At 61.8% G+C, this 25,593-nt stretch carries 22 protein-coding genes and 1 tRNA gene; 9 read left to right on the forward strand and 14 right to left on the reverse strand.

Going from position 1 to position 25,593, the window contains the following annotated elements; translation table 11 throughout:
* Positions 1-87: 87 nt before the first annotated feature.
* From J2X54_RS07895 to J2X54_RS07910, 4 genes are all read right to left on the reverse strand, one after another.
* Positions 88-579 (reverse strand): type VI secretion system tube protein Hcp, encoded by a 492-nt coding sequence (locus tag J2X54_RS07895; protein WP_310179646.1) that lies wholly within the window; start codon positions 577-579, stop codon positions 88-90.
* A gap of 29 nt (positions 580-608) precedes the next feature.
* Positions 609-2,093, reverse strand: coding sequence for a type VI secretion system contractile sheath large subunit (tssC, locus tag J2X54_RS07900; protein WP_310179647.1), 1,485 nt, complete (start codon positions 2,091-2,093; stop codon positions 609-611).
* Between the two features lie 2 nt (positions 2,094-2,095).
* Positions 2,096-2,605 carry a type VI secretion system contractile sheath small subunit gene (tssB, locus tag J2X54_RS07905; protein WP_310179650.1) on the reverse strand — a complete coding sequence of 170 codons (510 nt, stop codon included), beginning with the start codon at positions 2,603-2,605 and terminating at the stop codon, positions 2,096-2,098.
* A gap of 72 nt (positions 2,606-2,677) precedes the next feature.
* Positions 2,678-3,271, reverse strand: a complete 594-nt coding sequence (locus J2X54_RS07910) for a hypothetical protein (protein ID WP_310179651.1) — start codon at positions 3,269-3,271, stop codon at positions 2,678-2,680.
* A gap of 313 nt (positions 3,272-3,584) precedes the next feature.
* Between J2X54_RS07910 and tssK the strand changes: the two genes are divergently transcribed.
* The 4 genes from tssK to J2X54_RS07930 are packed head-to-tail and all read left to right on the forward strand — an operon-like array spanning position 3,585 to position 10,054.
* Positions 3,585-4,931 (forward strand): type VI secretion system baseplate subunit TssK, encoded by a 1,347-nt coding sequence (tssK, locus tag J2X54_RS07915; protein WP_310179653.1) that lies wholly within the window; start codon positions 3,585-3,587, stop codon positions 4,929-4,931.
* Positions 4,932-4,941: 10 nt separating this feature from the next.
* The gene (gene icmH, locus J2X54_RS07920; RefSeq protein ID WP_310179654.1) at positions 4,942-5,724 is read left to right on the forward strand and encodes a type IVB secretion system protein IcmH/DotU; all 783 of its coding nucleotides are present in this window, start codon (positions 4,942-4,944) and stop codon (positions 5,722-5,724) included.
* Entirely contained in the window at positions 5,724-9,512 is a 3,789-nt protein-coding gene (locus tag J2X54_RS07925; protein ID WP_310179655.1) for a type VI secretion system Vgr family protein, read from the forward strand. Before icmH ends, J2X54_RS07925 begins: the two co-directional genes overlap by 1 nt.
* A 56-nt stretch (positions 9,513-9,568) precedes the next feature.
* Positions 9,569-10,054 (forward strand): hypothetical protein, encoded by a 486-nt coding sequence (locus J2X54_RS07930; protein ID WP_310179656.1) that lies wholly within the window; start codon positions 9,569-9,571, stop codon positions 10,052-10,054.
* A 374-nt stretch (positions 10,055-10,428) separates the two neighbouring features.
* Here J2X54_RS07930 and J2X54_RS07935 read toward each other — a convergent pair.
* The 4 genes from J2X54_RS07935 to J2X54_RS07950 form a co-directional block, all read right to left on the reverse strand.
* Positions 10,429-10,503 (reverse strand) — tRNA-Val (locus J2X54_RS07935).
* Between the two features lie 72 nt (positions 10,504-10,575).
* Positions 10,576-11,292: a DNA polymerase III subunit epsilon gene (gene dnaQ / locus J2X54_RS07940; RefSeq protein WP_070252000.1), complete on the reverse strand. Its 717-nt coding sequence runs from the start codon at positions 11,290-11,292 to the stop codon at positions 10,576-10,578.
* A gap of 54 nt (positions 11,293-11,346) precedes the next feature.
* The gene (rnhA, locus tag J2X54_RS07945) at positions 11,347-11,796 is read right to left on the reverse strand and encodes a ribonuclease HI (RefSeq protein WP_019920826.1); all 450 of its coding nucleotides are present in this window, start codon (positions 11,794-11,796) and stop codon (positions 11,347-11,349) included.
* Positions 11,789-12,631 carry a class I SAM-dependent methyltransferase gene (locus J2X54_RS07950; RefSeq protein ID WP_310179658.1) on the reverse strand — a complete coding sequence of 281 codons (843 nt, stop codon included), beginning with the start codon at positions 12,629-12,631 and terminating at the stop codon, positions 11,789-11,791. Before J2X54_RS07950 ends, rnhA begins: the two co-directional genes overlap by 8 nt.
* Before the next feature lie 20 nt (positions 12,632-12,651).
* On the opposite strand from J2X54_RS07950, the gene gloB reads away from it, so the two are divergent.
* A complete protein-coding gene (gene gloB, locus J2X54_RS07955) occupies positions 12,652-13,458 on the forward strand; it encodes a hydroxyacylglutathione hydrolase (protein ID WP_310179659.1) in 807 nt (268 codons plus the stop codon).
* Positions 13,459-13,569: 111 nt separating this feature from the next.
* Here gloB and aceB read toward each other — a convergent pair whose 3' ends face one another.
* Positions 13,570-15,165 carry a malate synthase A gene (aceB, locus tag J2X54_RS07960; RefSeq protein WP_310179661.1) on the reverse strand — a complete coding sequence of 532 codons (1,596 nt, stop codon included), beginning with the start codon at positions 15,163-15,165 and terminating at the stop codon, positions 13,570-13,572.
* Between the two features lie 197 nt (positions 15,166-15,362).
* On the opposite strand from aceB, the gene J2X54_RS07965 reads away from it, so the two are divergent.
* Positions 15,363-16,280, forward strand: a complete 918-nt coding sequence (locus J2X54_RS07965; protein ID WP_310179662.1) for a LysR family transcriptional regulator — start codon at positions 15,363-15,365, stop codon at positions 16,278-16,280.
* A gap of 138 nt (positions 16,281-16,418) precedes the next feature.
* Here the strand turns inward: J2X54_RS07965 and J2X54_RS07970 are convergent, their stop codons facing one another.
* From J2X54_RS07970 to upp, 3 genes are all read right to left on the reverse strand, one after another.
* Positions 16,419-16,622, reverse strand: coding sequence for a cold-shock protein (locus J2X54_RS07970; RefSeq protein ID WP_008448165.1), 204 nt, complete (start codon positions 16,620-16,622; stop codon positions 16,419-16,421).
* Positions 16,623-16,863: 241 nt separating this feature from the next.
* Complete coding sequence (locus tag J2X54_RS07975; protein WP_310179674.1) at positions 16,864-17,223, reverse strand: Hpt domain-containing protein; 360 nt, start codon at positions 17,221-17,223, stop codon at positions 16,864-16,866.
* Positions 17,224-17,235: 12 nt separating this feature from the next.
* The gene (upp, locus tag J2X54_RS07980) at positions 17,236-17,886 is read right to left on the reverse strand and encodes a uracil phosphoribosyltransferase (RefSeq protein WP_070252006.1); all 651 of its coding nucleotides are present in this window, start codon (positions 17,884-17,886) and stop codon (positions 17,236-17,238) included.
* A 320-nt stretch (positions 17,887-18,206) separates the two neighbouring features.
* Between upp and J2X54_RS07985 the strand changes: the two genes are divergently transcribed.
* Positions 18,207-19,901, forward strand: coding sequence for a GGDEF domain-containing protein (locus J2X54_RS07985; RefSeq protein ID WP_310179675.1), 1,695 nt, complete (start codon positions 18,207-18,209; stop codon positions 19,899-19,901).
* Positions 19,898-21,457: an HDOD domain-containing protein gene (locus J2X54_RS07990; protein WP_310179676.1), complete on the forward strand. Its 1,560-nt coding sequence runs from the start codon at positions 19,898-19,900 to the stop codon at positions 21,455-21,457. The genes J2X54_RS07985 and J2X54_RS07990 overlap by 4 nt, the downstream gene beginning before the upstream one ends.
* A 6-nt stretch (positions 21,458-21,463) precedes the next feature.
* On the opposite strand, the gene aroC is transcribed toward J2X54_RS07990, so the two are convergent.
* Positions 21,464-22,561: a chorismate synthase gene (aroC, locus tag J2X54_RS07995; RefSeq protein ID WP_310179677.1), complete on the reverse strand. Its 1,098-nt coding sequence runs from the start codon at positions 22,559-22,561 to the stop codon at positions 21,464-21,466.
* A 211-nt stretch (positions 22,562-22,772) separates the two neighbouring features.
* Here aroC and J2X54_RS08000 point away from each other — a divergent pair, with 211 nt between their 5' ends.
* Positions 22,773-25,061, forward strand: a complete 2,289-nt coding sequence (locus tag J2X54_RS08000; RefSeq protein WP_310179678.1) for an EAL domain-containing protein — start codon at positions 22,773-22,775, stop codon at positions 25,059-25,061.
* A 42-nt stretch (positions 25,062-25,103) separates the two neighbouring features.
* Here the strand turns inward: J2X54_RS08000 and J2X54_RS08005 are convergent, their stop codons facing one another.
* Positions 25,104-25,562, reverse strand: coding sequence for a CBS domain-containing protein (locus J2X54_RS08005; RefSeq protein ID WP_070252011.1), 459 nt, complete (start codon positions 25,560-25,562; stop codon positions 25,104-25,106).
* Between the last annotated feature and the right edge of the window lie 31 nt (positions 25,563-25,593).

Here is a 25,593-nt window from a genome sequence, read left to right on the forward strand (position 1 = left end):
CGGTGGCCACGATGGACCTGGGGCATTTCACGTCCAGGCAACGGCGCGCGGCGCCCCGACGCCGCCGCGCACCGTGCGTCGACTGCTTTAGGCCGTTTTGTTGGCCGACAGATCCCAGCTACCGGACGTGTTACCACCGGAACCGCCACCCACTTTTTGCTGGGTGTACTTCCACTTCACGCGCGAATACTTGATCGACAAGTCTTCCATCAGGATGTCGCCAGGCGCCACCGATGGAGCGACGCTGCTGATGAGCACGTTTTCCAGTTCGATTTCGAAGTACTTGATACGCTCGCCCTGGCCATCGGCGCGCAGGAACTCGAATTTTGCTTTAGGAATGGTTTTACCGGACGAGCAATTCTGCAGCAGCAGAGGCGTTGCCAGGTCGGCCAGCTTGGCCACCACGATATCCTTGTGCTCGGTACGCTCAGCGGTATGGCCGCCACCGGTCGATGCCGTCGCCGACTTAGGCTGCAGCACTTCCCACTTGACCGACTTGCACTCGATCCAGTCTTTGTGGGTGGAGTCGGTGGACTCGCCTTTGATACCGTCGATTTGCAGGTAGACGTCGATTGCCATGTTATTCCTTTCGGTTATGGGTTAAAAAATTATGATTTGGTCGATTGCGGCAACTCCGCGACCAAACGGAGTGATACGGACAGCTCGTCGAGCTGGAAATGCGGGCGCAGGAACGACACGGCGCGGAACACGCCTGGACGTCCCGGCACTTCGGACACCTGCACCGACGCTTCGCGCAGCGGGAACTGGGCCTTCTGTTCCTGACTGGCGTTGTCGTCGAGCAGGACATACTGGGTCAGCCAACGGTTGAGGAAATCCTCGACGTTGGAAGCGGCGGCAAAGCTGCCGATCTTGTCGCGCATCATCGCCTTCATGTAGTGGGCGATGCGGGAAACCGCGAAGATGTATTGCAGCTGGGCCGACAACACGGCGTTGGCGTTGGCCGCGTCCGTGTTGTACTTCTTGGCTTTCTGGGTGGACTGGGCGCCGAAGAAGGCCGCGTAGTCGGTGTTCTTGCAGTGGACCAGCGAGATAAAGCCGAGGTCGCTCAGCTCTTTCTCGCGGCGGTCGGTGATCGCGATTTCGGTCGGGCACTTGAGCGCCACTTCGCCTTCGTCGGTCTTGAAGGTATGGGTCGGCAGGTCTTCGACCAGGCCGCCGCCTTCCACGCCGCGGATCGCCGCGCACCAGCCGTAGTCTTCGAAAGCGTTGGTGAGCTTGGTGCCGAACGCGTAAGCGGCGTTGCACCACAGGTATTTCTGGTGATCGGTGCCATCGACGTCTTCGACGAAATTGAAGCCGTCGACGGTGGCGCCATCGGCCGGATTGAACGGCAGGCGGCCCAGGAAGCGCGGCAGGGTCAGGCCGACGTAGCGCGCATCTTCCGACTCGCGGAACGATTTCCACTTGGCATACTCGACGGTGTCGAAGACTTTCGACAGGTCGCGCGGCTTGCCCAGGTCGCTGTAGGTTTCCAGTCCAAACAGTTCCGGCGAGGCGGCCGAGATGAACGGCGCGTGCGAAGCGGCAGCCACGTGCGACATCTGTTCGATGAAGTACATGTCTTCAGGCTGGCGGGTGATCTCGAAGTCGCCCAGCAGTGCGCCGAACGGCGCGCCACCGAAAGTACCGAATTCTTCTTCGTACACTTTCTTGAACATGGTCGACTGGTCGAACTCAAGCGCGCTCTGGAAATCCTTGACCAGCTCGCGCTTGGTGGCGTTGAGCATCTTGATCTTCAGGTTCTGGCCGGTGGCCGAGTTCTTGACCAGGTAGTTCAGGCCGGTCCAGCTGCTCTCGAGCTTCTGGAATTCCGGCGCGTGCATGATGGCGCTGAGCTGGCGCGAAATCAGTGCGTCGATCTCGGCCACGCGGGCATCGATGGTGGCGGCCAGGTTGTCCGACACCACGACAGTGCCATCCATCACCTGGTTGACCAGCTCGGCGATGATGTCCTTGGCGCGCGCGTGCTCCACGCTCGACTTGGCAACCTTGCTCTGTTCAACGATTTGGTCGAGCAAGGCCAGCTCGGTGGTGGCCGCGCCGGCCGACGAAGAGGAAGTTTGGACGGACATGATCAGTCTTTCTTGTCAGTAGTTTGCTGGCCCAGTGCGGCCATTTTTTCGGTGCTGTGCAGGACATCGTTGAGGATGTCTTCCAGTTTGTCGTTGCCGGCGAGCTTGTTGCGCAGGTCGGCCAGCTTGGTGCGCGCTTCGAGCAGCTTGCGCAGCGGATCGACTTGCTCGACCAGCGACTCCGGACGGAAGTCGTCCATCGACTTGAACTTGAGGTCGACCGCAAACTCGCCGCCGCCATCGCTCAGTTCGTTTTGCACGCGGAAGTTGGCGCGCGGTTCCACGCCTTTCATCACTTCGTCGAAGTTGTCGCGGTCGATGCCGACGAACTTGCGTTCCTTGAGGCGCTTTTGCTCGACCTCGGAGTTACCGCCGAAATCACCGACCACACCCATTACGAACGGCAACTCCTTGTTTTCGATCGCATCACCGATCTCGACGTCGTAAGTCATCTGGACCCGCGGCGGACGCACCTTTTGCAGGCGTTTCTGAACACTCTCTTTTTTCGACATGACATCCCCATTTCAAGATAGACGGCAGCTTGCAGGTCAAGCCGCCGCGTGGATAGACTACAAAACCGGCAATTACTTCAACGCGTCGAAGGGATCAGCCTTCGGCTCGGCAACTTTTTTCGCACCACGACGAACCGGCGCCACCTTGTCGCGGGCAGGCGCGACGACCGGCTTCTCACGCACTGGCGGCACCAGCACTTGCTCGCCCAGGCTCTCGCGCAGCAGCTTGGCGAGGTCTTGCGATTCCGTGCGCAGTGAACCGGACAGATTGTTTTGACGGCTCAGATCGGCCAGCGCACGGGTGGACAGGCGCAAGCCGCTGATGGCGATGATGCTGTTGGCTAACTGGTCGTTGGGGTCGCGCACCAGGATTTCCTGGGCGTTGACGATGGCTTCGCCATACTGTCCTGCATCGTATTTGGTCTGCGCCATGCGGGTCCACGGCGTTTTGTCTGCCGGATATTCGCTTGCCGCCTGTTTCCAGATGGTCATGGCCGCTTCCTTCTGGCCAGCGGTGTCCACCGCAGCAGCCTTGCCCATCAGGTCGGCAATGGTGGGTTTCGGTGGGGGCGCAGGCGGGGCCACCGGCGCGGTCGAACAGGCGGTCAATACCATCAGGCAAGCGGCGCCGCCCAGCAGACGACGAAAGTGCATCGTAGTAATCATGTAGTCCTCAATCTCAATAAGAGCGCGTAAAAAACGGTCTTTTCAACAGTTGCAAAAGTTGACATAAAAAGTTGCTTATTTCTCATTTTCCGCAGAGTAGCATAAATTTAATATTTACCTCGTACAATACGTGCTCAGCGGTAAAAAGCTGCATAAGTTTCCACCTAAGAAACATTTCACAGCTTAACACGTTACCCCAGAGAAACATCACACTGTTCGCAGAAAATGTTATTGTTCTGGCAGTTGTGATTGGGCATTACTTTTAACGGTGTGGGAGACCATGCCGGGACGCAGGCAGAAGGCGGAGTCATCGATGAGCAATACCGGAAAACTTTTATGGGGCGAGGGCTTGTTCCTGCGTCCGCAACACTTTCAGCAGCAGGACCGTTACCATGAACAGCGGCTGCACGAGAGCGTCAAGGCGCTGCACCCGTACGCCTGGGGCGTGGGCCAGTTGCAGCTCGACCGTGATGCGCTGGTCAACAACACCTTGCGCGTGCTCGACCTGGCGCTGGTGTTCCAGGACGGCGAAATTTACCAAGGCCCCGGCAACGATGAATTGCCGCCGGAAATCGACCTGAGCAATATCCCGCAATCGCAGCAGGCGCTGACGTTCTACGCCGCCCTGCCCGCCTTCAAGCATTTCGGTGGCAACTTCGCGCCCGACGGCCAGCCGGCCAACACCGCGCGCTACGCCCAGAACAACGTCGACACCCCCGACCTGTTTACCCAGGCGGCCCACGCGCAGCTGACGTTCCTGAAAAAATCGTTGCGCCTGGTGTCGGAAATGGAGCCGCGCGACTCGTACGTAACGATGCCGCTGCTGCGCCTGCGCCGCCTGTCCACCGGCGGCTTCGAACAGGACCCGAGCTTCATTCCGCCGAGCCTGTCGATCCGCAGCGCGCCGCTGCTGTTCCTGCAACTGCGGCGCCTGCTCGATGCGCTGCAAGCGAAGGTCAATGCACTCTATGGCCACCACCGCGAACCGAGCAAGAACGTGATCGAATTCCGTTCCGGCGACATGTCCTCGTTCTGGCTGCTGCACACGGCCAGCTCGGCTTACGCTGCGCTGAGCCACTACTTCCACCATCCGGCACTGCACCCGGAACGGCTGTACGAACAGCTGCTGAGCCTGTCCGGTGCGTTGATGACGTTCTCGAAGGGCCTGGCGCTGAGCGACCTGCCCGCCTACGATCACCTGAACCCCGGTCCCGGCTTTGCGCGCCTGCACGGCATCATCCGCGAACTGCTCGACACCGTGATTTCGTCCAAGTATTTCGCCATTGCGCTCACCGAGATCAAGCCGTCTTACCATCACGGCAAGCTCGACTCGGGCAAGATCGACGACAAGACCACGTTCTACCTCGGCGTGTCGGCCGACCTGCCCGGCGTGGAACTGGTGGACGTGGTGCCGCTGCGCTTCAAGATCGGTGCGCCGGACGACGTCGAAAAATTCGTGCTCTCCGCCATGCCGGGCGTGCGCCTGGCGCATGCGCCGCAGGTGCCGGCCGCGGTGCCGGTGCGTCCCGACACCTATTATTTCGCCCTCGAGGCCAAGGGCCAGATGTATGAGCGCATGCTGCAGGCACAATCGATTTCGATCTACGTACCGTCCGGCATGCGCGACCTGAAACTCGACCTGGTTGCCGTAACTTCTTGAAGACAACATCATGACCACTACCGCTCCTCCTTCGTTGATCCCCGGCGGACAGCCGGCCTTTTCGGCCAGCGTGGCTGCCGGCCCGGGCACCGAACACACGTTGATGGACCTCATGTACGACGGCTTTTACGCCCTGTTCATGCTCAAGAACGGCAACGGACCGCAAGCCAATGCCGACTTCATCAGCAAGATGACGCACTTCCTCGACGACTTCACGCGCGGCGCAAAAAAACAGGGCGCCTCGCCGGACGACATCGACAACGCCAAGTACGCGTTCTGCGCAGCGGTGGACGAAATCATCCTGCGCTCGCCGTATGGCATCCGTGACGCCTGGGAACGCCGGCCATTGCAACTGGTGCTGTTCGGCGACCAGTTGGCCGGCGAGAATTTTTTCAACCGACTCGAGAGCTTGCGCGCCCGCGGCGCCGTCCACTTGCAGGCGCTGGAAGTGTTCCATATGTGCCTGCTGCTGGGCTTCCAGGGCAAGTACATCATCGAAGGCACGGAAAAACTGGCGTACCTGACCGCCCGCCTCGGTGACGAGATCGCCCAAATGAAGGGCAAGAAGTCCGGCTTCGCACCGCACGCCGAGCGCCCCGACCAGATCATTCACAAGCTGCGCAACGACGTTCCGCTGTGGGTACTGTGTTCGGTATTTGCGCTGATCTGCGCGCTCGGTTACATCGGTCTGCGCAGCATGCTGGGCCACGGCACCGAGAAAAGCATGAGCGCGTACAACGACGTGGTCAAGCTCGCGCCCAAGCAGGCCAACCTGACCATCACGTTGCCGTGATGTCGCTGTCCGACCTGACGGGCGCGTCCGCCGTGGACAGCGTATTCGGAACCGGCCTCAGTCAAAACGCGCGCCTGATCACGCTCGCCAGCGCGCAGGATTCCACCCTGCCGCAGGCGTTGATGCCGGAACACTTCACCGGCCGCGAAGCGGTCAATGAATTGTTCCGCTTCGACATCGACGCGCTCAGCACCTCGACCGACCTCGAGTTGGCCGACTTCATCGGTGAAGAGATCACGCTCAAGCTGCTGCAGCCCGACGGCAGCCGCCGCTCGTGGCACGGCATCTGCACCGACGCCGCCTGGCTTGGCGCCGACGGCGGCATGGCGCGCTACCGGCTGCGCCTCGAACCGGGCCTGGCCCTGCTCGGCTTGCGCCGCGACAGCTATATTTTCCAGGACAAGAACGCCCAGGACCTGGTCACCGAACTGCTGGCCGACTACCCGCAGGTGCGCTTTGAGTTCGACGTCACGCAGACCCTGGCCGTGCGGCCGATCTGGACCCAGTACCGCGAAAGCGATCTGCAATTTCTCCAGCGCGTGCTCGCGGCCGAAGGCCTGAGCTGGCGGTTCGAGCACGAGCAGGACGGCCAGGACGACAGCAGCGCCGCGACCGAAGGCCAGCAGCAGGCCAAGCACAAGGTGGTGTTCTTCGACAGCAAGGCGGTCTTGCCGGACACCCTGGGCGGCGCCGACCTGCGCTTCCACGGCGTGCGCGCCACCGACACCGACGACGCCATCGACGAATTCAACGCGCAGCGCCGCATCCAGGCCAACGCGGTCACTATCAGCAGCTGGGACCCGACCCAACTGGTGGCGCCCGCCGCCGAACAAAGCACCAGCCTCGACATCGGCGACATGCCGGCCCTGTCGATCTACGATGGCAGCGCCGAGCGGCGCCATGAAGACACCGCCGCCGCCGACCCGCACAGTCGCCTGATGCTGCAAGCGCTCGAACTCGACAACAAACTGTTCGAGGGCCAGGGCGCCGTGCGGCGCATGGCCGAGGGCCACCGCTTCCACCTGACCCAGCACGAACGTTATGCCAGCGAGAATGGCTTTACCACGCTGTGGGTCGAACACGAAGCGCGCAACAACGTCATGCCAGCCATGGACGGCATCGGCAAACTGTTCAAGGCAGCCAAGGCCGGCATCGCTACGCTGGCCAGATTTGCCGGCAGCAGCGTCGAGAACGGCACCTACCGCAACCGTTTTGGTTGCGTACGCGACACCGTCGCCATCGTCCCGCGCACCGCCGCCGCGCGCTATGCCGGCGCCGCGCTGGGCCCGCAAACGGCGCTGGTCGTCGGCCTGCCCGATGCCGTCAACACCACCACGCGCGAACACCAGGTACGCATCCAGTTCGCCTGGCAGCGCGGCGCCAACACCAATGCCGGCGGCCTGCCCCATAACAGCGACCCGAAAGGCAATGCCCCCGGCAACGACGCCTCCGGCACCTGGGTACGCGTGGCAGAAGCCTTGGCCGGCCCCAACTGGGGCTCGCAATTCACCCCGCGCATCGGCACCGAAGTGCTGGTGGACTTCATCGAAGGCGACATGGACCGCCCGCTGGTGGTGGCCCAGCTCTACACCGGATCCGATACACCGCCCTACGCTGCCGGCATCGACAGCGGCGTCAACCACGCCGGCGTCATCTCGGGCATGCACAGCAATAATTTCGACGGCGGCGGCTTCAACCAGTGGGTGGTCGACGACACGCCCGGGCAGCTGCGCACGCGCCTGGCCACGTCGAGCGCCGCCACCCAACTGAACCTGGGCTACCTGGTGCACCAGGCCCCGACCTCGGCCCAGCGCGGCGCGTTCCGTGGCTACGGTTTCGAGCTGCGCACCGACGCCTGGGGCGTGGTGCGCTCCGGCGAAGGCCTGCTGATCTCAGCGACCGCGCGCCCGCAACAAGGCGCCAGCGTCACCTCCACCCAGCTCGACAGCAAGGAAGCAATCGGCCAACTGAAAAGCGCGTCCGAGCTGAACAAGGTCCTGGCCGACGCCGCCACGCAGCACAGCGCGTTGTCGAGCAAGCCGGCAGGCGAAGCGCAAACCGACTTCATCGCCCAGATCGATCCCGAACGAAAGGGTAAATTCGAGGGCGCCGTCGGCGGCCACGAACCGCTCAAGGCCGTGGAAGGCAAGCGCGACCCGGACAGCGCCGCGCCGGTGGAAAAGTTCGCGCAGCCGGTGGTGCTGATGGAAGCGCCGGCCAGCATCAACTGGGCTTCGCCAGCATCGACTGCGCTGTTTGCCGGTGGCCAGTTGCAATGGACCACGCAGTCTGATTTACACCTGGCGGCCGGCTTCACGGTGGCGTCGGTGTCGGCCAATGCGACCGGGTTGTTCACCCACGCAGGCGGCATCCAGGCGATCGCTGGCAACGGCCCGTTGTCGCTGCAGGCGCACACCGATCAGCTGGAAATCCTGGCGGACAAGGCGATCACGGTGATCTCGGTGAACGATGTGATCGAGGTGAAGGCGAATCAAAAGATCGTGTTGCAGGCCGGGCAGTCTTCGGTGACGCTTGAGGGTGGGAATATTACGTTTGCCTGTCCGGGGAACTTTACGGTGAAGGGTGGGCAACATGTGTTTACCGGCGGCGCCAGCGCGCCCCCGGTAGCCACGCCTCTGCCCGACACACGTATCAAGCTGTTCGATGAAGGATTTGTGCTGAAGGATCGTGATACGGGCGAATTGATGCCGCGCCAGCCGTACCGCATCAAGCGCGAGGATGGCACGTACGAAACCGGCATGACCGACGAGAAGGGCCTCACGCACGTGGTGGCGGCAGCGGCGGCGGAAGCGCTGGTGATTGAACTGCTGAACGTTACCGGTATAGGATCGAACCCAGCGCCCGGCGAATCTCCGGCGCGCAAAACGCCGGCTGGCAGCTCGACGCCTGCACCGGCGCCCGAACCGAAGGAACCGAAATTCAAGGCCGCAGAAAAATCGACGACAACACCGATCGAAGTCAAAGGGCGCAAGGAAGTCAAAGTCAAACTTCCCGCGTGCTGGATCGACGACTATGAAAAAGAAATTGATGGCCCTTCGTACGGCCGCTATTCACAGCCATTCCAGCACGATGGCACGCCGCATGCCTACGAGGATGAAATCTGGTTCAAGCTCCACGTTCCGGTGAAGACCAACCAGCCGGTGGTGGTTGAAGTAAGGATAAAAGTCATGGCGGCGCTCGATCCCGCCGGCCAGGCGCTCGAGGCGCAAGACAAGGGCACACCATCGGCAGCGAAACGCAAGCAAACGCGGGCCACGGTGGTCGAGCTGGTCAAGCAGATTGCCATGCGCGGGATCACCAGCGTCTGGAACAACAAGCTGAAGATCCAGATTACCGATCCGCAGTGCGGTACCAAGGTGCTGCCGATCGTGTACAAGCCGGTGTGGGTGGATTCAGGGGAACATTACGTGATGCGGGTTCATAAAAAATTCGATCGCGAGCAGGTCAGCGGACGCTTCATCGACGTATCGCTGGGCACGACGGAACAGACCCACGCCCACGAATTTGGCCATTGCTGCGGACTGCCGGACGAGTATTCGTATACCGATTTCGACGAAACGGTCGGCTACTTCAAGCCCGACGGCACGATGGACAAGCCGGTACCAGCGTTGGCACTGGACAGCGAGGAACTGGAAACCGGTAACAATATCTACAATACTTACGATTCGACGGTGATCAACCGCCGACATGCGTGGAATATCGCGATCGAAGTACAAGAGTTGCTGACGGCCCGGATCGGACGAAAAATCAAATGCGACATCGTTTAACATTATTTTTTGCAGCCTTGGTGTTGACCATCCCAATGCTGTCGACAGGAGCAAAAATGGAACAGCCTACCTTCTCGGTGAGCCTGGCATGCGAAGACAATCCGGCGTGCATTTTTACCGGCATGTACATGCCAATTGCAATCACCGTAAAAAACACGGAGTCCTACCCCATCGGTTTCCCACGCAGCTACTTGCAGTCGCGCGGCCCCACGATGACGTTGACCGACCGCGAGACAGGACAGCAAAAGATATTAAAGCTGGGCATGCCCGACAGGGCCTTGCTCAAGGACCTTACCACCTTGAACCCAGGCGAAACCCTGTCGATGAGCACCGTGATTAACGAAGCTGAGCTGACTGCCTTCCGCACTCAATACGTCGATCTCGTCGCAGAAATAGGTTTCACGGCGAAGATCCGGGTGCCTGATCGCGAAGAGACGGTTCAGGCCAAGGGCGGCAATACACTGAGGATTATCGGCAAGGATACGCTGGAGCGTGAGACTCAGCTAAAAAGCGGCAGTGAGTATCGACCGCGTGGAAAATAGTCTGCGGTGGAAGCCATAGCGGCGCGATTCGGCGCTTGAGCTTACTAAGGGTTTCTCCTTGGGAGCTCAGCGACACCACTAGGCGTTCGCTACGAGCCAAGTACGGCGTTAGCGAGGCATGGGCGGGGGTTCTTGGCGCCGCATACGCTCTGATGCTCACAATGCGCCGAACAACTCTTGGATCCACCATTCAGGCACGTCCATGGCGGTCTGTTCACCGGGAATTGTTAATAGCGACCACGTCAAAAACGATTCTGTCCGGCAGGGGCTACCAAGAGCCGTAAAAATCTCCAAAAGTATTTCATACTTTTTTATACCAAACAAAAAAGGCTCACGCAGAAAACCGCGTAAGCCTTTGATATAAAACGAATTCTTGGTGGGAAGTGCAAGTTTCGAACTTGCGACCCCTGCAGTGTGAATGCAGTGCTCTACCCCTGAGCTAACCTCCCGAAGCGAGGCGAATTATACGATACGTCCTGCGTAAAATGGAAGGGCAAACGTGAAAATTCTTCCGATTTGCCTTACGCCGGCAGTTGTGGCGCCATGGCGGCAGTCCAGATGCACTGTCCTTTCACCGCCTTGTCCAGCCCCGCCAGCGCTTCCACGTGCGCGGCCAGCTCGTCGTCCGAGGCCGGCAGGAAAATGATGTCGGCCATGGCCACTGGCGCCAGCAATTCGCTGCCGGCGGGCTTCACTTCTTCCACGTCCATGCCCAGGCTGTTCTGGCCGCGTGTCATCGCCAGGTAGACGTCGGCCAGCAACTCCGAGTCGAGCAGCGCGCCGTGCAGCTTGCGGTGGGCGTTGGAAATGCCGTAGCGGTCGCACAGCGCGTCCAGCGAGTTGCGCTTGCCCGGGTGTAGTTCTTTCGCATGCACCAGGGTGTCGATCACGCTGCCGATGTGACTGGAAAAATCCGGCAGGTTCAGCAGTTTGAATTCGTGGTTCAGGAAACCCAGGTCGAACGGCGCGTTGTGGATGATGACTTCGGCGCCCTGTATGTAGGCGCGCAAGTCTTCGACGATTTCGTGAAAGCGCGGCTTGTCGCTCAGGAACTCGGTGGTCAGGCCGTGGACGTTGAGCGCGCCCTCTTCCGAATCGCGGTCGGGATTGATGTAGACGTGGAAGTTATTCCCCGTCAGCATGCGGTTTTCGAGTTCGACACAGCCGATCTCGATGATGCGGTTGCCCAGCTTGGGGTTGATGCCGGTGGTTTCGGTATCGAGTACGATTTGGCGCATAGTATTTCGGTGATTGCTACAGACAAGCGGCCTAGTATAACAGGCCGGCCGGTTTTACTTTTTGCTGGCAGCGCGCGCCACTTCCACGCCGCGATTGGCCAGCATGTCGGCGCGCTCGTTGCCGGGATGGCCGTTGTGGCCGCGCACCCAGCGCCATTCCACCGTGTGCAGCGCTTGGGCAATGTCGAGCGCCTTCCACAGGTCTTCGTTCTTGACCGGTTCCTTGGACGCGGTTTTCCAGCCGCGCGCTTTCCAGCCGTGGATCCATTCGCTGATGCCCTTTTGCACGTACTGGCTGTCGGTGTGCAGCACCACGTCGCACGGGCGCTTGAGGATGCTCAGCGCCTCGATCACCGCCTGCAATTCCATGCGGTTGTTGGTGGTGTCGCGCGTGCCGCCGCAGATTTCCTTTTCGGAGTTGCCGGCCACCAGGAAGGCGCCCCAGCCGCCCAGGCCAGGGTTGCCCTTGCATGCGCCGTCCGTAAAAATTTCTACCTTATCCATCCTGCTGTTCCCGTCTTTTGTTAGTTGCCGGCACCACCGCCGGGGCGGTGGCCGATTTCTTGGCCCAGGCCGGGCCGATCAGATGCATGCCCTTTACGCGCTTGATGGCCTGGATGACGTACACGCCGCCGAAGAAAGGCCACCAGCGCGGACCGGCATTATCCATGAATGCGTAGCGTTGCAGCCATTTTTCTGTGCGGCAGGCGGGCGCGTAACAGCCGAGATGGCTGTGGCTGGCGCCCATATTGAGCAACTTGAGCCAGTCGCGCATGCGCGGCATGGTAATCAGCGATTCGGTGGGCGGCAGGAACGAGGCGCCGCCCACGCGCCGCAGTACATGGCGCGCACCCCACAGGCTGGTGGGATTGAAACCGCAAATGATCACCTGCCCCTCCGGTATCAGCACGCGCTCCACTTCGCGCAGCACCTGGTGCGGATCGGTGGAGAACTCGAGCACATGCGGCAGTACCACCAGGTCCAGGCTGTGCGAGGCAAACGGCAATTCGGTAAAATCGCAGGTGAGCGAAACCGGTCGCAGCGCAGGCGCCGCCGGCAACTCGATGACCGTTTCCGGCTGGCCGGTTAGTGCCGGCAGCGCGGACGGCACAATATTTTCGGGCCGCACCTTGCGGTCCACCAGCCATTTGTTCGGCATGCGATTGGCGGCCAGCGCATCGATCTGCGGCAGGCCGATCTGCACCGCGTTGTAGCCGAAAATATCGACCGTTAAATTATCGAGACAGGTTTGTTCCCACGCACGCATGTACACACCGGCGGGCGTTTGCAGCCAGCCTTCCAGCGCTATAATGGACTGCTCCGAACCTGCTTTATCCATGTCCAGCCTTTAGCGATCCAATGACCATATCTTCTCAACAAGCTCTCAGTGTTCTTACGATTCCAGCGTTCAAAGACAACTACCTGTGGCTGATCCATGACGGCGTGCATGCCGCAGTCGTCGATCCCGGTGAAGCCAAACCGGTCGTGGCCGCGCTCAAAGCACACGGCCTCAGGTTGACCGCCATTCTACTGACGCATCATCACGCTGACCATATTGGCGGCGTCCCCGAATTATTACAGCATTACCAGGTTCCCGTTTACGGACCGCGCAACGAAAGCATCGCCACCGTCACCTTGCCGGTCGGCGAAGGCAAGCAGATCGACGTGCCCGGACTGGCGCTGCGCGTGAGCGTGCTCGATGTGCCCGGCCACACCATGGGCCACATTGCCTACGTGCGTGCGCCGCAAGATGGCGAACCGACCTGGCTGTTCTGCGGCGACACGCTGTTCGCGGGCGGCTGCGGCCGTTTGTTCGAAGGCACGCCGGCTCAAATGATCAGCTCACTCGGCAAGCTGGCCGCGCTGCCCGATGATACCAAGGTGTATTGCGCCCATGAATATACCCTATCCAACCTGCGCTTCGCCCGCGTGGTTGAGCCCGACAATGTCGCGCTGCAGGAAAGGGTAAAAGTGGAGACCGACAAGCGCGAGCACAACCTGCCCACGGTGCCCAGCACCATCGCCATCGAAAAAGCCACCAACCCGTTCCTGCGCTACCGCGAACCGGCGATCGCGCAGCAACTGGTCAAGGCTGGCAAGCTCGATGGAATGGATACGCCGCTGGCCACGTTTACGGCGCTGCGCTTGTGGAAGAACGATTTTTGATTTGATTGTGGCGAGGTGCGGTATCGGCCGCCGCACTGGCGGAGATCCAGGCGCCGCGTGCTTGGGCACTCAGCTTGGATCCCCGCCTTCGCGGGGATGACGGGCTGAAGTCTAGATTTCTTCGTACAGCGGCAGGGTCAGAAACTCCGCAAACTCGGTCGAGGTAGACATTTCCTCGAAGATTTGCGCGGCGCGAGGATAGGTTGGGCCGTCACCGCCAGGCGCGTCGTGCTGCACTTTCGCCAACTCTTCCGGAATCATGGCGCGCACCATGTCTGCCGTGACCTTGCGGCCGTCTTCCAGCACGCCCTTGTCGGAACGGATCCATTGCCACACCTGCGAGCGGCTGATCTCGGCCGTGGCCGCATCCTCCATCAGGTTGTGGATCGGCACGCAGCCATTGCCGGCCAGCCAGCTGCCCAGGTAGTGGATGCCGACGTTGATGTTGTAGCGCAGGCCCGCCTCGGTGATCGGCGCTTCCGGCTTGAAGTCCAGCAGTTGTTCGCGCGTGACGTCGATGTCGGGGCGCTGTTTGCCGATCTGGTTCGGCTGGTCGCCGAGCACCTTGGTGAACTCGCCCATCGCCAGCTCGACCAGGCCCGGGTGCGCCACCCAGCCGCCGTCGTAGCCATCGGTGGCGTCGCGCGCCTTGTCGTTGCGCACGCCGCCCATGGCCACGTCATTTTTCTCGGGATCGTTCTTGATGGGAATCAGCGCCGCCATGCCGCCGATCGCCGGCGCATTGCGCTTGTGGCAGGTCTTGAGCAGCAGCAGCGCATAGGCGCGCATGAACGGCGCAGTCATCGTCACCTTGGCGCGGTCGGCCAGGCAGAAGTCCTTGTCCAGCTTGAACTTCTTGATGCACGAAAAGATGTAATCCCAGCGACCAGCATTCAGGCCCGAGCTGTGTTCGCGCAGTTCGTACAGGATCTCGTCCATCTCGAAGGCGGCCAGGATGGTCTCGATCAGCACGGTGGCCTTGATCGTGCCCTGCGGCAGGCCAAGCTCGTTTTGCGTCATCACGAAGATGTCGTTCCACAACCGCGCTTCGAGGTGCGATTCCATTTTCGGCAAATAGAAATAGGGACCGGCGCCGCGCGCCAGTTGCTCCGTGGCGTTGTGCACCATGAACAGGGCAAAATCAAAAATGCCGCCGGAAATACGCTTGCCGTCGACCAGCACGTGCTTCTCATCGAGATGCCAGCCGCGTGGGCGCACCACCAGCGTGGCGACTTTATCGTTGAGCTTGTAGGACTTGCCGTTCTGCTCGAGCGAGATGGTGCGGCGTACCGCATCCTTCATATTGATCTGGCCGGTGATCTGGTTGTCCCAGTTCGGCGTGTTGGAATCCTCGAAGTCGGTCATGTAACTGTCCGCGCCCGAGTTGAGGGCGTTGATCACCATCTTGCGCTCGACCGGGCCGGTGATTTCCACGCGGCGGCACTCCAGAGCGGCAGGAATCGGCGCGATGGTCCAGTCGCCGTTGCGGATATGTTCGGTCTCTGGCAGGAAATCGGGGCGTTCGCCGGCATCGAGCCGCTTGGCGCGCTCCACCCGCACGGCCAGCAACTGCTGACGACGCGCTTCGAACTCGCGCGTGAGCTTGACCACGAGGTTCAAGGCCTCGCTGGTGAGGATGGCTTCGTATCCGGGCTTGATGTCACCGGTAATTTCCATGCCCTGCGGCAGATTAGTGGACAGCGTCATGTGCGAAATCTCCAAGAGAAAAGTTAACTTCGATACCAGATTATAAGCATCGCCACAGTGCGCACGCCGGTTTCTTTTTTAGTGTGAAGGCTCGGTGACGCTATGGCATTTTTTCCAGTATATTCACTATTTAGTGATGCAAACGAGACTAAATATCACTTCATCCATGCGTTTTTGTCACAGATAGAAAGTTCACGATGGGGCAGTTCAGACAGATTTCCACCTTTGTCGAGGTGGTGGCCCGTGGCAGCCTGTCTGCCGCAGCACGCGCCGAAGGCATCGCACCGGCCATGATCGGCCGCCGGCTCGACGCGCTCGAAGCGCGGCTGGGCGTCAAATTATTACAGCGCACCACGCGCAAGCTGGCGCTTACCGACGAAGGCGCGGCGTTTCTCGAGGATTGCCAGCGCATCCTGGCCGAGCTCGAAGAAGCCGAGTCGGCCGTGGCCGAGCGCAGTGCGCGCGCCACCGGCCACCTGATGATTTCGGCGCCGGCCGGCTTCGGCCGCCAGCACGTGGCGCCGTTGCTGCCGTCATTCCTGGCCGAGCACCAGGACCTGACCGCCACGCTCAACATGACCGACCGCGTGACCGACATCGTGGGCGAAGGCATCGACGTGGCGATCCGCATCGCCAGCCTGGCCGATTCCAGCCTGGTCAGCGTCAAGCTGGCCGACAACGAACGGGTGGTGGTGGCAGCCCCCTCCTACCTCAAGCGCCACGGCACGCCGGAAACCCTGGCCGACCTGGCGCGGCACAACTGCCTGGCGATCAGCAGCGAAGGCAGCCAGCGCGGTTGGACCTTCCGCGAAAACGGCAAGAACGTGGTGCTGAAAGTGGGCGGCAACATGGGCTGCAACGACGGCCAGGTGCTGCACGAATGGGCATTGGCTGGCAAGGGGCTGGCGTGGCGGTCGATGTGGGAGGTGGGCAGCGAAATCGAGGCGGGAAAATTGCGCACCGTACTGGGCGACTTTGCCGCGCCAGGCAACGATATCCACGCGGTATTCGCGCAGCGACGGCACTTGCCGTTGCGCGTGCGGGCGTTCGTGGATTTTTTACGGCGGGCCTATGCGCAGCCGAACTATTGGCGGCGCAAACCCGTGGAGCAGTAAGGGCAATGCAGGCCTTGCCGGATAGCGTGAGCCAACGCGCCAGGCCCGTTCCTGGCCGGACGTGCCGATTGACCAAACGTACAGACGAAAAAAAATCCCCGGTGACCGAGGATTTCTTATTTCGTTAGATCCAGCGTATTACAGAGGCTGAATGTTCGAAGCTTGCTTGCCCTTAGGACCAGCGGTCACTTCAAAAGAAACGCGTTGGTTCTCTTGCAGCGACTTGAAGCCTGCCGACTGAATCGCCGAGAAGTGAGCGAACAGATCTTCGCCGCCTTCGTCAGGGGTGATAAAGCCGAAGCCCTTCGAATCATTGAACCATTTTACGATACCAGTTGCCATTACAATTCCTATTTCAGTTAAGTTGGGCTTGCGCCCGTGATATCGTTTGAGGCAAGAAAAACATACAAACTGCAGTACTCTTGAATCTAAACGATTCCGTATTATACCCATTTACCAGAGAAAAGCACGGATTCACAAAAATAAATGCAAAACAGCGTTTTCTCTCTCGGTCAATGCGTACATGTCATTATAGACAACTAGATCATAACCTATTTGAGCTAGATCAAGTGCACAACATGTCTCAATCGAATTCGACGGCGCCAGGATCTCGTGCAGCCCACGCCAGGAACTGCTCGACCTGGGCCGGCATGCCATCCCAGCCGGCGCCCTCTTTCATTGCTGCGCGCACCTGCTGCTCAAGCCGACGCGCCTCCTGGCCCAGCGTGGGATAACCGAAGGTGCCGGCCGAACCGGCCACGCCGTGCAACAGTTCGTGCAAGGCATGCAGCGACGCCGCCGATGGCATGCCGCCTTGCATACTGCCGTTGCAGGCGGCCAGCGCCTGCGCGATCTTGCCCATCGTGCCAGGTACGGTGGCGGCGAACTTGGCGTTGAGCGCCGCCAGGCGGGCGCGGAAATCGAGATCGGTCGAAGCGGTCATATATACAGACGGTTACTTGGTGCCGAAGATGCGGTCGCCGGCGTCGCCCAGGCCAGGCACGATGTAAGCATGGTCGTCCAGGTGCGAGTCGAGCGCGGCGCAATAGAGTTTTACGCCCGGGTGCGCCTTCTGGAACACCTCGATGCCTTCCGGCGCGGCCACCAGGGCCAGGAAAATGATTTGTTCATCCGTCACGCCGCGCTTCTTGAGCACATCGACCGCGTGCACCGCCGAATTGCCGGTGGCCACCATCGGGTCGCACAGGATGAAGGTACGCTCCGCAGTATCGGGCAGGCGCACCAGGTATTCCACCGGCTGGTGGGTGGCCGGGTCGCGAAACACGCCGATATGGCCCACGCGCGCCGACGGCACCAGGTCCAGCAAGCCATCGCTCATGCCGATGCCGGCGCGCAGGATCGGCACGATGGCCAGCTTGCGGCCGGCGATCACCGGCGCGTCGATGGTCATCAGCGGTGTTTCCACGGTGCGGGTGGTCAGCGGCAGGTCGCGCGTGATCTCGTACCCCATCAGCAACGTGATTTCCTTGAGCAGGTCGCGGAACGTGCGGGTGGACGTGTCCTTGGCGCGCATGTGGCTGAGCTTGTGCTGGATCAGCGGATGATCGGTGATGAACAGGTTCGGGAAGCGCGGATCTTGTTTCATTATTGTTTGCTCTATGAAGACGTTTATGCACGCCATTATACAAGCGGGGCATGTGGCGTGGCAGTGCTGCAAGTGCGGCATCGGCAAACAACTATCTGCGAGGCTTTAGAGATTTCTCAAAAGAAATTAATGAAACCAGACAGAATGTTGCCCATACCCATGTAAAAGCGCGCGCAGAAGTGATAAAGTGCTTTATGGATTTGCAAGATTCACATAATCCGCATGTCACATATACAAATTAGAAAGCTTAGATTTTTGCAATGCAACAGAGCCCACCACCTCAGCCGCCGCGCGATTTGCTCCATGAGCTGGACCGTCTCATGGAGGAAGCTGGCGATGTGGTGTTCCGACTCGACGCTGCCGGCGCGGTCGCTTTTGCCAGCCGCCGCGCGACCACGCTGATCGGCCGCCTGGCGCCGCTGCATGGTTTGTCGCTGGCGCGACTGGTCGGCGACGACGACCATGCCGCGCTGACGGCGGCGCTCGCGGTAGCGCACTCCTCCGGCGCGCCGCAGGTAGTGCAAGTGCGCATCAAGGCGCCCGAGGCCGAGGTGTGGCACGAATTGCGCATCTCCTCCCTGGCGCAGCCGGACGGCGCCCCGGCGCTGCTGGTGGTGGGCCGCGACATGTCGCAGCAACAGGCCACCGAACAGCGCCTGCGCCACCTGGCCACCCACGATGCCCTGACCGAGCTGCCCAATCGCCTGCTGCTGTCGGACCGTATCCGCATGGTGATCGCCAATGCGCGCCGCTCGGGCCAAGGCTTCGCGGTGGCCACCATCGGCCTTGACAGTTTCAAGAAAGTCAACGATGGCCTGGGACACCCGGTCGGCGACGCACTGCTGCAAATGGCTGCCGCGCGCCTGCGCAAGACCCTGCGCGACAGCGACACGCTGGCGCGCGTCGGCGGCGACGAGTTTGTCGCGATTCTGCCCGGCACCCACACCGAGGCCCAGATCAAGCTGGTCACGGGACGGCTGATCGCCACCCTGCAGTCGCAGTTTGACATCGGCAAACACACCATTTACGTGGGCGCCTCGGTCGGCGTGTCGATCTATCCGCTGCACGCGGAAGACGAAGTGCGCCTGATGGCACTGGCCGATGCCGCCATGTCGCGCGCCAAGGAAACCGGCAAGGCGCGCTGCGTGGTGTATAGCCCCGCGCAGGCTGGACCACCGCAACACGACATCTCGCTCGAGGCGGCGATGTTCCAGGCCGTGCGCGAAGGCGAATTCCTGCTGTACTACCAGCCCATCGTCGATGCGCCCACGCGCGAGATCCAGGGTTTCGAAACGCTGATGCGCTGGAAGCATCCTACGCTGGGCATGGTGCCGCCGGTGCGCTTCATTTCGATCGCCGAGGCCAATGGCCTGATCAACCTGCTGGGCGCCTGGGCGCTCAAGGCCGCGTGCGTGCAACTGCGCCAGTTCGAGGAAGTGGCGCGGCGCAGCCTGTATATCTCCGTCAATATCAGCCCGCGCCAGTTCCGCAACGATAAATTCCTCGACGTGCTCGACGACGCCCTCGCCTTCTCCGGCCTGCCCGGCGAACAGCTGGTGCTCGAAATTACCGAGGGCACACTGATGGTCGATCCGGTGCACGCCGAGGCTATCCTGACCAAGATGGCCGAGCGCCGCGCGCGCATCGCCATCGACGATTTCGGCACCGGCTATTCGTCGCTGGCCTATCTCAAGCGCTTCCCGATTTCCGTGCTCAAGATCGACCGCGCTTTCATCCGCGACCTGCCTGGCTCGCAGAAGGACGGCGCCATCTGCAGCACGGTGCTCGACCTGTCGCGGCACCTGGACCTGTCGGTGGTGGCCGAAGGCGTGGAGACCGAGGAGCAGATGGGCTGGCTCAACGAGCGCGGCTGCCAGTACATCCAGGGTTACCTGACCGGCAAACCGATGCCCGCCAACGTCGCCATGGCGGCGCTGAGCGAAAGCATGCACGCCAAGCTGGTGCCGCAGGACCTGCCCGCCCCCGCTGCCGCCATCGCGCAGGTGACGCCATGAGTAAACTCGGCAACCTCGATGCCATCGGCCCCATCGACGAACAAGGCGAAAAAACCCTGGCGCAGCTGTGGGATTGCACGCGCCGGCGCGGCGACATGCCAGGCTTCGCCAAGGCCATCACGGCGATCCTGGGCGCCATGCGCGGCGAAGACGAGCTGGAATTCAATATGACCAGCACCGTGCTGTCCGACCCGGTGCTCACGCAAAAGGTCCTGCGGCTGGCCAACAGCAGCATGTACTCGGCCTTCGGCCAGCATGTCAACACGGTTTCGAAAGCCGTGGTCGTGCTGGGCACGGACGCCATTGGCCACCTGGCGCTGGGGCTCAAACTGATCGAGGAAATGGCAGCCGAAACCGCTGTCGGCGGCGCAGCCACCGTGGCGCATATCGAGATGGAAAAAGCGGTCCTGGCGGGCATGGTGGCGCAGCAGATCGCCACCGCAGCGCACAACCCGCGCGGCGAGGAAGCCGTGGTATGTTCGATGCTGCACACGCTGGGCCGCATGATGCTCACCTTTTACATGCCCGAGCGTTGGCTCGAACTGCAACGCCGCGCCGACGATGAAGGCTCGACTATCGAAGCCGTCGCTCCCGCCATGCTGGGCTTGAGCATGGCGCAGCTGGGCCACGCCGCCGCGCTGCACTGGCGCCTGCCGGCCAAGCTGGTGGACGGCATGCGCCGGCTCGACCCGCCGGCAGAAGGCGCCGACATCGAAGCCGCCGACTGGGTGGCGGGCCTGTCCACCATGTCGGCACTGTGCGCCGAATCGCTGTGGCACGACGACGCCGTGGGCGCGGCCCAGGTGCAGGCGCTGACCGAAAGCTATGCGGCGATGCTGGGCATGGAGGCAGACAATTTGATGATCGCCATCGAGCAGGCCAAGGTAGTGGCGGCCAACGATCTGACCATCGCGCCGCTCTCGCGCCCGGCCGAGCGGCGCGCGCGGGCACAGGCGCAACACCGCCAGCGCGCGGCCGGCAACAAGATCCTGCTCAGCGGCCTGGCCGACATGCGCGATGTGCTGGACACGGCCAGCCCCGGCCAGATGGTGCAGATTGCGCTGGAAACGATTTACAAGGGACTGGAATTTTCGCGCGCCATCGCCTTCGTGCGCAACCGCCGCGCCAACCAGTACACGGCGCGCATCTGCTTCGGCAACGACAGCCGCGAACTGCTGGCGGCGATGAGTTTCGACGATGCGTACGAGCCGAACGTGTTCCATGCGGCGCTCAATAGCGACCGCGTGATCTTCATCGAAAATGCGCGTGACGCCAAGTTCGCGGCCAAGCTGCCGCAATGGTGGAAAGCCGCGCTGTCGGAGGCGCACAGCTTCGTCATCATTCCGCTGTCGTACAACGGCCAGGCTGCTGGTTTCCTGTACGGCGACTGGGACGACACCTTCCCGCCGATCCAGCTGAGCCCCACGGAATTCTCGCTGCTCAACGACATCCGCACGATGGTGGTGCGCGCCGCCGAACGGCGCCACCAGCAGGAAATTGTGAGCACCGGCGTGGCAGCCGGCGCAGGCACCAGCACCACATCCACCCGCGCCTGAAACCCGTTACCGGGAGATATCCGGGGTGGACACCTTGACGTCGCCGCACTGGGCGCGGTGCATCAAGGCGTGGTCGATCAGCACCAGCGCCAGCATCGCCTCGGCAATCGGCGTGGCGCGAATGCCCACGCACGGATCGTGGCGGCCGAAGGTTTCCACCAGCACCGGGCTGCCGTCCTTGTCGATCGAGTGGCGCGGCGTGCGGATCGACGACGTGGGCTTGATGGCGATCGATACCGTGATGTCCTGGCCGGTGGAGATGCCGCCCAACACGCCGCCGGCGTTGTTGCCGACAAAGCCCTGCGGCGTGAGCTCGTCGCCATGCTCGGTGCCTTTTTGCGCTACCGACTTGAAGCCGGCGCCGATTTCCACACCCTTGACCGCGTTAATGCCCATCATGGCGTAGGCGATGTCGGCATCGAGCTTGTCGTAGATCGGCTGACCGAGGCCCACCGGCACATTTTGCGCGACGACGTCGATTCGCGCCCCGATCGAATCGCCGGCCTTGCGCAGTTCGTCCATGGTCGCCTCCATGTGGGCAATCAGCTCGGCGTCGCCGCTGGCGGCAAAAAACGGGTTGTCGTGCACGTGGGTCCAGTCCTGGAACGGCACTGGTATGTCGCCCAGCTGGCTCATGCAGCCCGCGAAGGTGGTGCCGTACTGCTGCAGCAGCCACTTCTTGGCCACGGCGGCGGCGCCGACGATGGGCGCGGTCAGGCGCGCCGACGACCGGCCACCGCCGCGCGGATCGCGCACGCCGTACTTGTGCCAGTAGGTATAGTCGGCATGGCCCGGCCGGAAGCTCTCGGCAATATTGCCGTAGTCCTTGCTGCGCTGGTCTTCGTTGCGGATCAGCAGCGCGATCGGAGTACCGGTGGTAACGCCCTGGTATACGCCCGACAAAATCTCCACCGTGTCCGATTCCTGGCGCTGCGTCACGTGGCGCGACGTGCCCGGTTTGCGGCGGTCGAGTTCCGGCTGGATATCGGCTTCCGACAAGGGCAAGCCCGGCGGGCAGCCATCGATCACGCAGCCGATTGCAGGGCCATGCGATTCGCCGAAAGTAGTTACAGAAAACAATTTGCCAAATGTATTACCGGACATAGGAAGAGAATCTTTGGAAATAATAGGGATTTCTACATTCTAACAGCCCACGCCCGCCTTGCGTGACCGGGCGGCTTTGTTGCAATCGCGACGCATGCACGTGCGCACGACGTCGGTCGGGCGGCGATCAAACGGGAAAGTCGAGTTCATTTAAACAATTTGCCTATATACTTCCTCAAGAGAAAACCGAGCAATCCTGGAGACGCGACACATGCCCCAACCGATCACCCCTCCTGGCCATCGACAGCAAACGTCAACGGCCAAGGATGATCAAGACGACCTGGTATTCCTCGAAGAACATCCGGCGGCAAGCACAGACACCAGCGCCACCGGCGTCTGGCGGGTGATGATCATCGACGATGACGAAGATGTTCATTCCACCACCACCTTCGCGCTCGGCAATCTCGACATGCAAGGCAGGCCGCTGGAATTCGTCCACGCCTACTCGGCCGGCCAGGCGCGCGATCTGCTTGCCAGCGAAACCGACATCGCCGTGATCCTGCTCGACGTGGTGATGGAACAGGACGACGCCGGCCTGCACCTGGTGCGCCACATCCGCGAAACGCTCAAGCTGGCCGACGTGCGCATCATCCTGCGCACCGGCCAGCCCGGCTATGCGCCCGAAATCGACGCCATCCGCGATTTCGACATCAACGACTACAAGACCAAGTCCGAACTTACCCGCATCAAGCTCTATACCACCGTTACCTCGGCGATCCGGTCGTATCAGCAGATCCGCAAGATCGACGACAGCCGCCGCGGCCTGAACCAGATCGTCCATGCCAGCACCGAGCTGATGGCGCTGCACGGCGTGCATGACTACGCCGCCGGCGTGCTGGCGCAGATCGGCGACCTGCTGGGCACTGCTGCCAACGGCGTGTTGTGCGTGAAGGACTGCCCCGGCGGCGACCCCGGTTGCCACGAACTGATGGTGATGGCCGCCTGCGGCCGTCACGCCCAGCTCGAGCATCCCCACCATCTTCAGCATGCGCCGCTGGCCGACGCCCGCATCCGCGCACTGATGGAACAGGCCCTGGCGCAACGCGCCAACGTGTACGGCGCCGATTCCGTCACGCTCTACTTCGCCGGCAAGGCCAGTCGCGACTTCGTGGCGTACCTCGACGTGGACAGCGCGCCCACCGACATCAACGAACGCCTGCTCGACGTCTTTTGCGGCAACGTGGCGGTGGGGCTCGATAACGTGGAACTGGTCAGCCACCTGCACAACGCGGCGTTCTACGACCAGTTGTGCAAGCTGCCCAACCGCACCCGCCTGCTGGAGATACTGGAAGAAAGCCTGGCCGCTGCCACCGGTCCGCAGCACGCCCCGGCCACCCTGGCGCTGGTCGATCTCGATCACTTCGCCGAAACCAACGACGCGCTGGGCCACCAGTTCGGTGACCTGCTGCTGATCGCGGTCGCCAATCGCCTGCAGGCGGACCTGGGCCGGCAAGTGGCGGTGGCGCGCATCGGCGGCGACATTTTTGCGCTGCTGGGGGATTCTGCCCTGGTCACGCCGACCGCGCTGCTGGTGCTGTTCCAGCAGCCGTTCCGCATCGACGGCCAGGATGTGCAGTTGTCGGCCACGCTGGGACTGGTGCGGCTCGACGAACACGAAGGCAGCGGCGGCGACGCCCTCAAGGACGCCGACATCGCCTTGAAACGCGCCAAGACCCAGCAGCGCGCCGGCTACTGCTACTTCTCGCGCTCGATGGGGGTGGAAATCCGCGAACGCGTGCGCATGATGCACGCGCTGCGCACCGCCTTCGGCCAGCGCCAGCTGTTCGTCATGTACCAGCCGCAGATCGATCTCGAAACCCGCCGTCCGGTCGGCGCCGAAGCGCTGCTGCGCTGGCAGACCGCAGACGGTGCCTTTGTCTCGCCCGACCGTTTCATTCCGATCGCCGAGTACTCGGGCCTGATCATCGACCTCGGCGAATGGGTGCTGCGTACTGCGTGCCGCGAACTGATGGCCGTGCGCGCGGCCGGCCACCTCGACTTCGTCATGTCGGTCAATGTCTCGCAGGTGCAGTTCCGCCACCCGCACTTCCTCGACATGCTGCGCCGGGCGCTGGAAGAAACCGGCGCGCCGCCGCAGAATATCGAACTGGAAATCACCGAATCGATGGCGATGGAAGAGCCGGATTTGCTGATCAAGATGCTCGACCAGATCAAGCAGACGGGCGTATCGATCGCGATCGACGACTTCGGCACCGGCTTTTCGTCGCTGTCGTATTTGCAGCGGCTGCAAGTGGATCGCCTGAAAATCGACCGTGCCTTCGTGACCGAAATTACCGGCTCGGCGCGCGGCAGCAGCATCGCCGAAATGGTGATCCAGCTCGGTCGCAACCTGGGGCTGACGGTGATCGCGGAGGGGGTGGAAGACGAGCGCCAGGCGCAGATCCTGCACGCGCTGGGCTGTCCGCTGGCGCAGGGCTTCCTGTTCGCGCGGCCGATGAAGGCGGATGCGCTCGAGGACTGGCTCGACAACGGCAAATAGCAGAGGTTCCCCGCATCATCAGATGCAGGGAACGGCTGACCATCAGTCCGGATGCGGCTCGGCCTGGTCGCCCGGCCAGTCGCGGATATACGCCTTGAGCATGCGGTTCTCGAAGCTTTGCGCCTCCAGCACCGCGCGCGCCACGTCGTAGAACGAAATCACGCCGAGGATGGTCTTGGCGTTCATCACCGGCAAATAACGCGCATGTTTTTCCAGCATGATGCGGCGCACTTCGTTCACTTCGGTATCGGGCGTGACCGTGATCGGGTAATCGTCCATGTGCTTGCGCACGGTGCCGCCGCCAACATTACCCTCGTTGGCGTGGATCGCGCGCAGCACTTCGCGGAACGTGAGCATGCCGACCAGGTCGCCGAATTCCATGACCACCAGCGAGCCGATGTCTTTTTCGGCCATGATGTCGGCCGCTTCGGCCAACGGCTGGTCAGGCGAAATGGTGTAGAGGATGCTGCCTTTGACCTGCAGGATTTCGGAGACTTTCATATTAGACCGTCCTGTCCGCTGAGAGGCTTCG

The organism is Duganella sp. 3397 (assembly GCF_031456625.1).
In the GTDB taxonomy this organism is placed as follows: Bacteria; Pseudomonadota; Gammaproteobacteria; order Burkholderiales; family Burkholderiaceae_D; genus Rugamonas; species Rugamonas phyllosphaerae.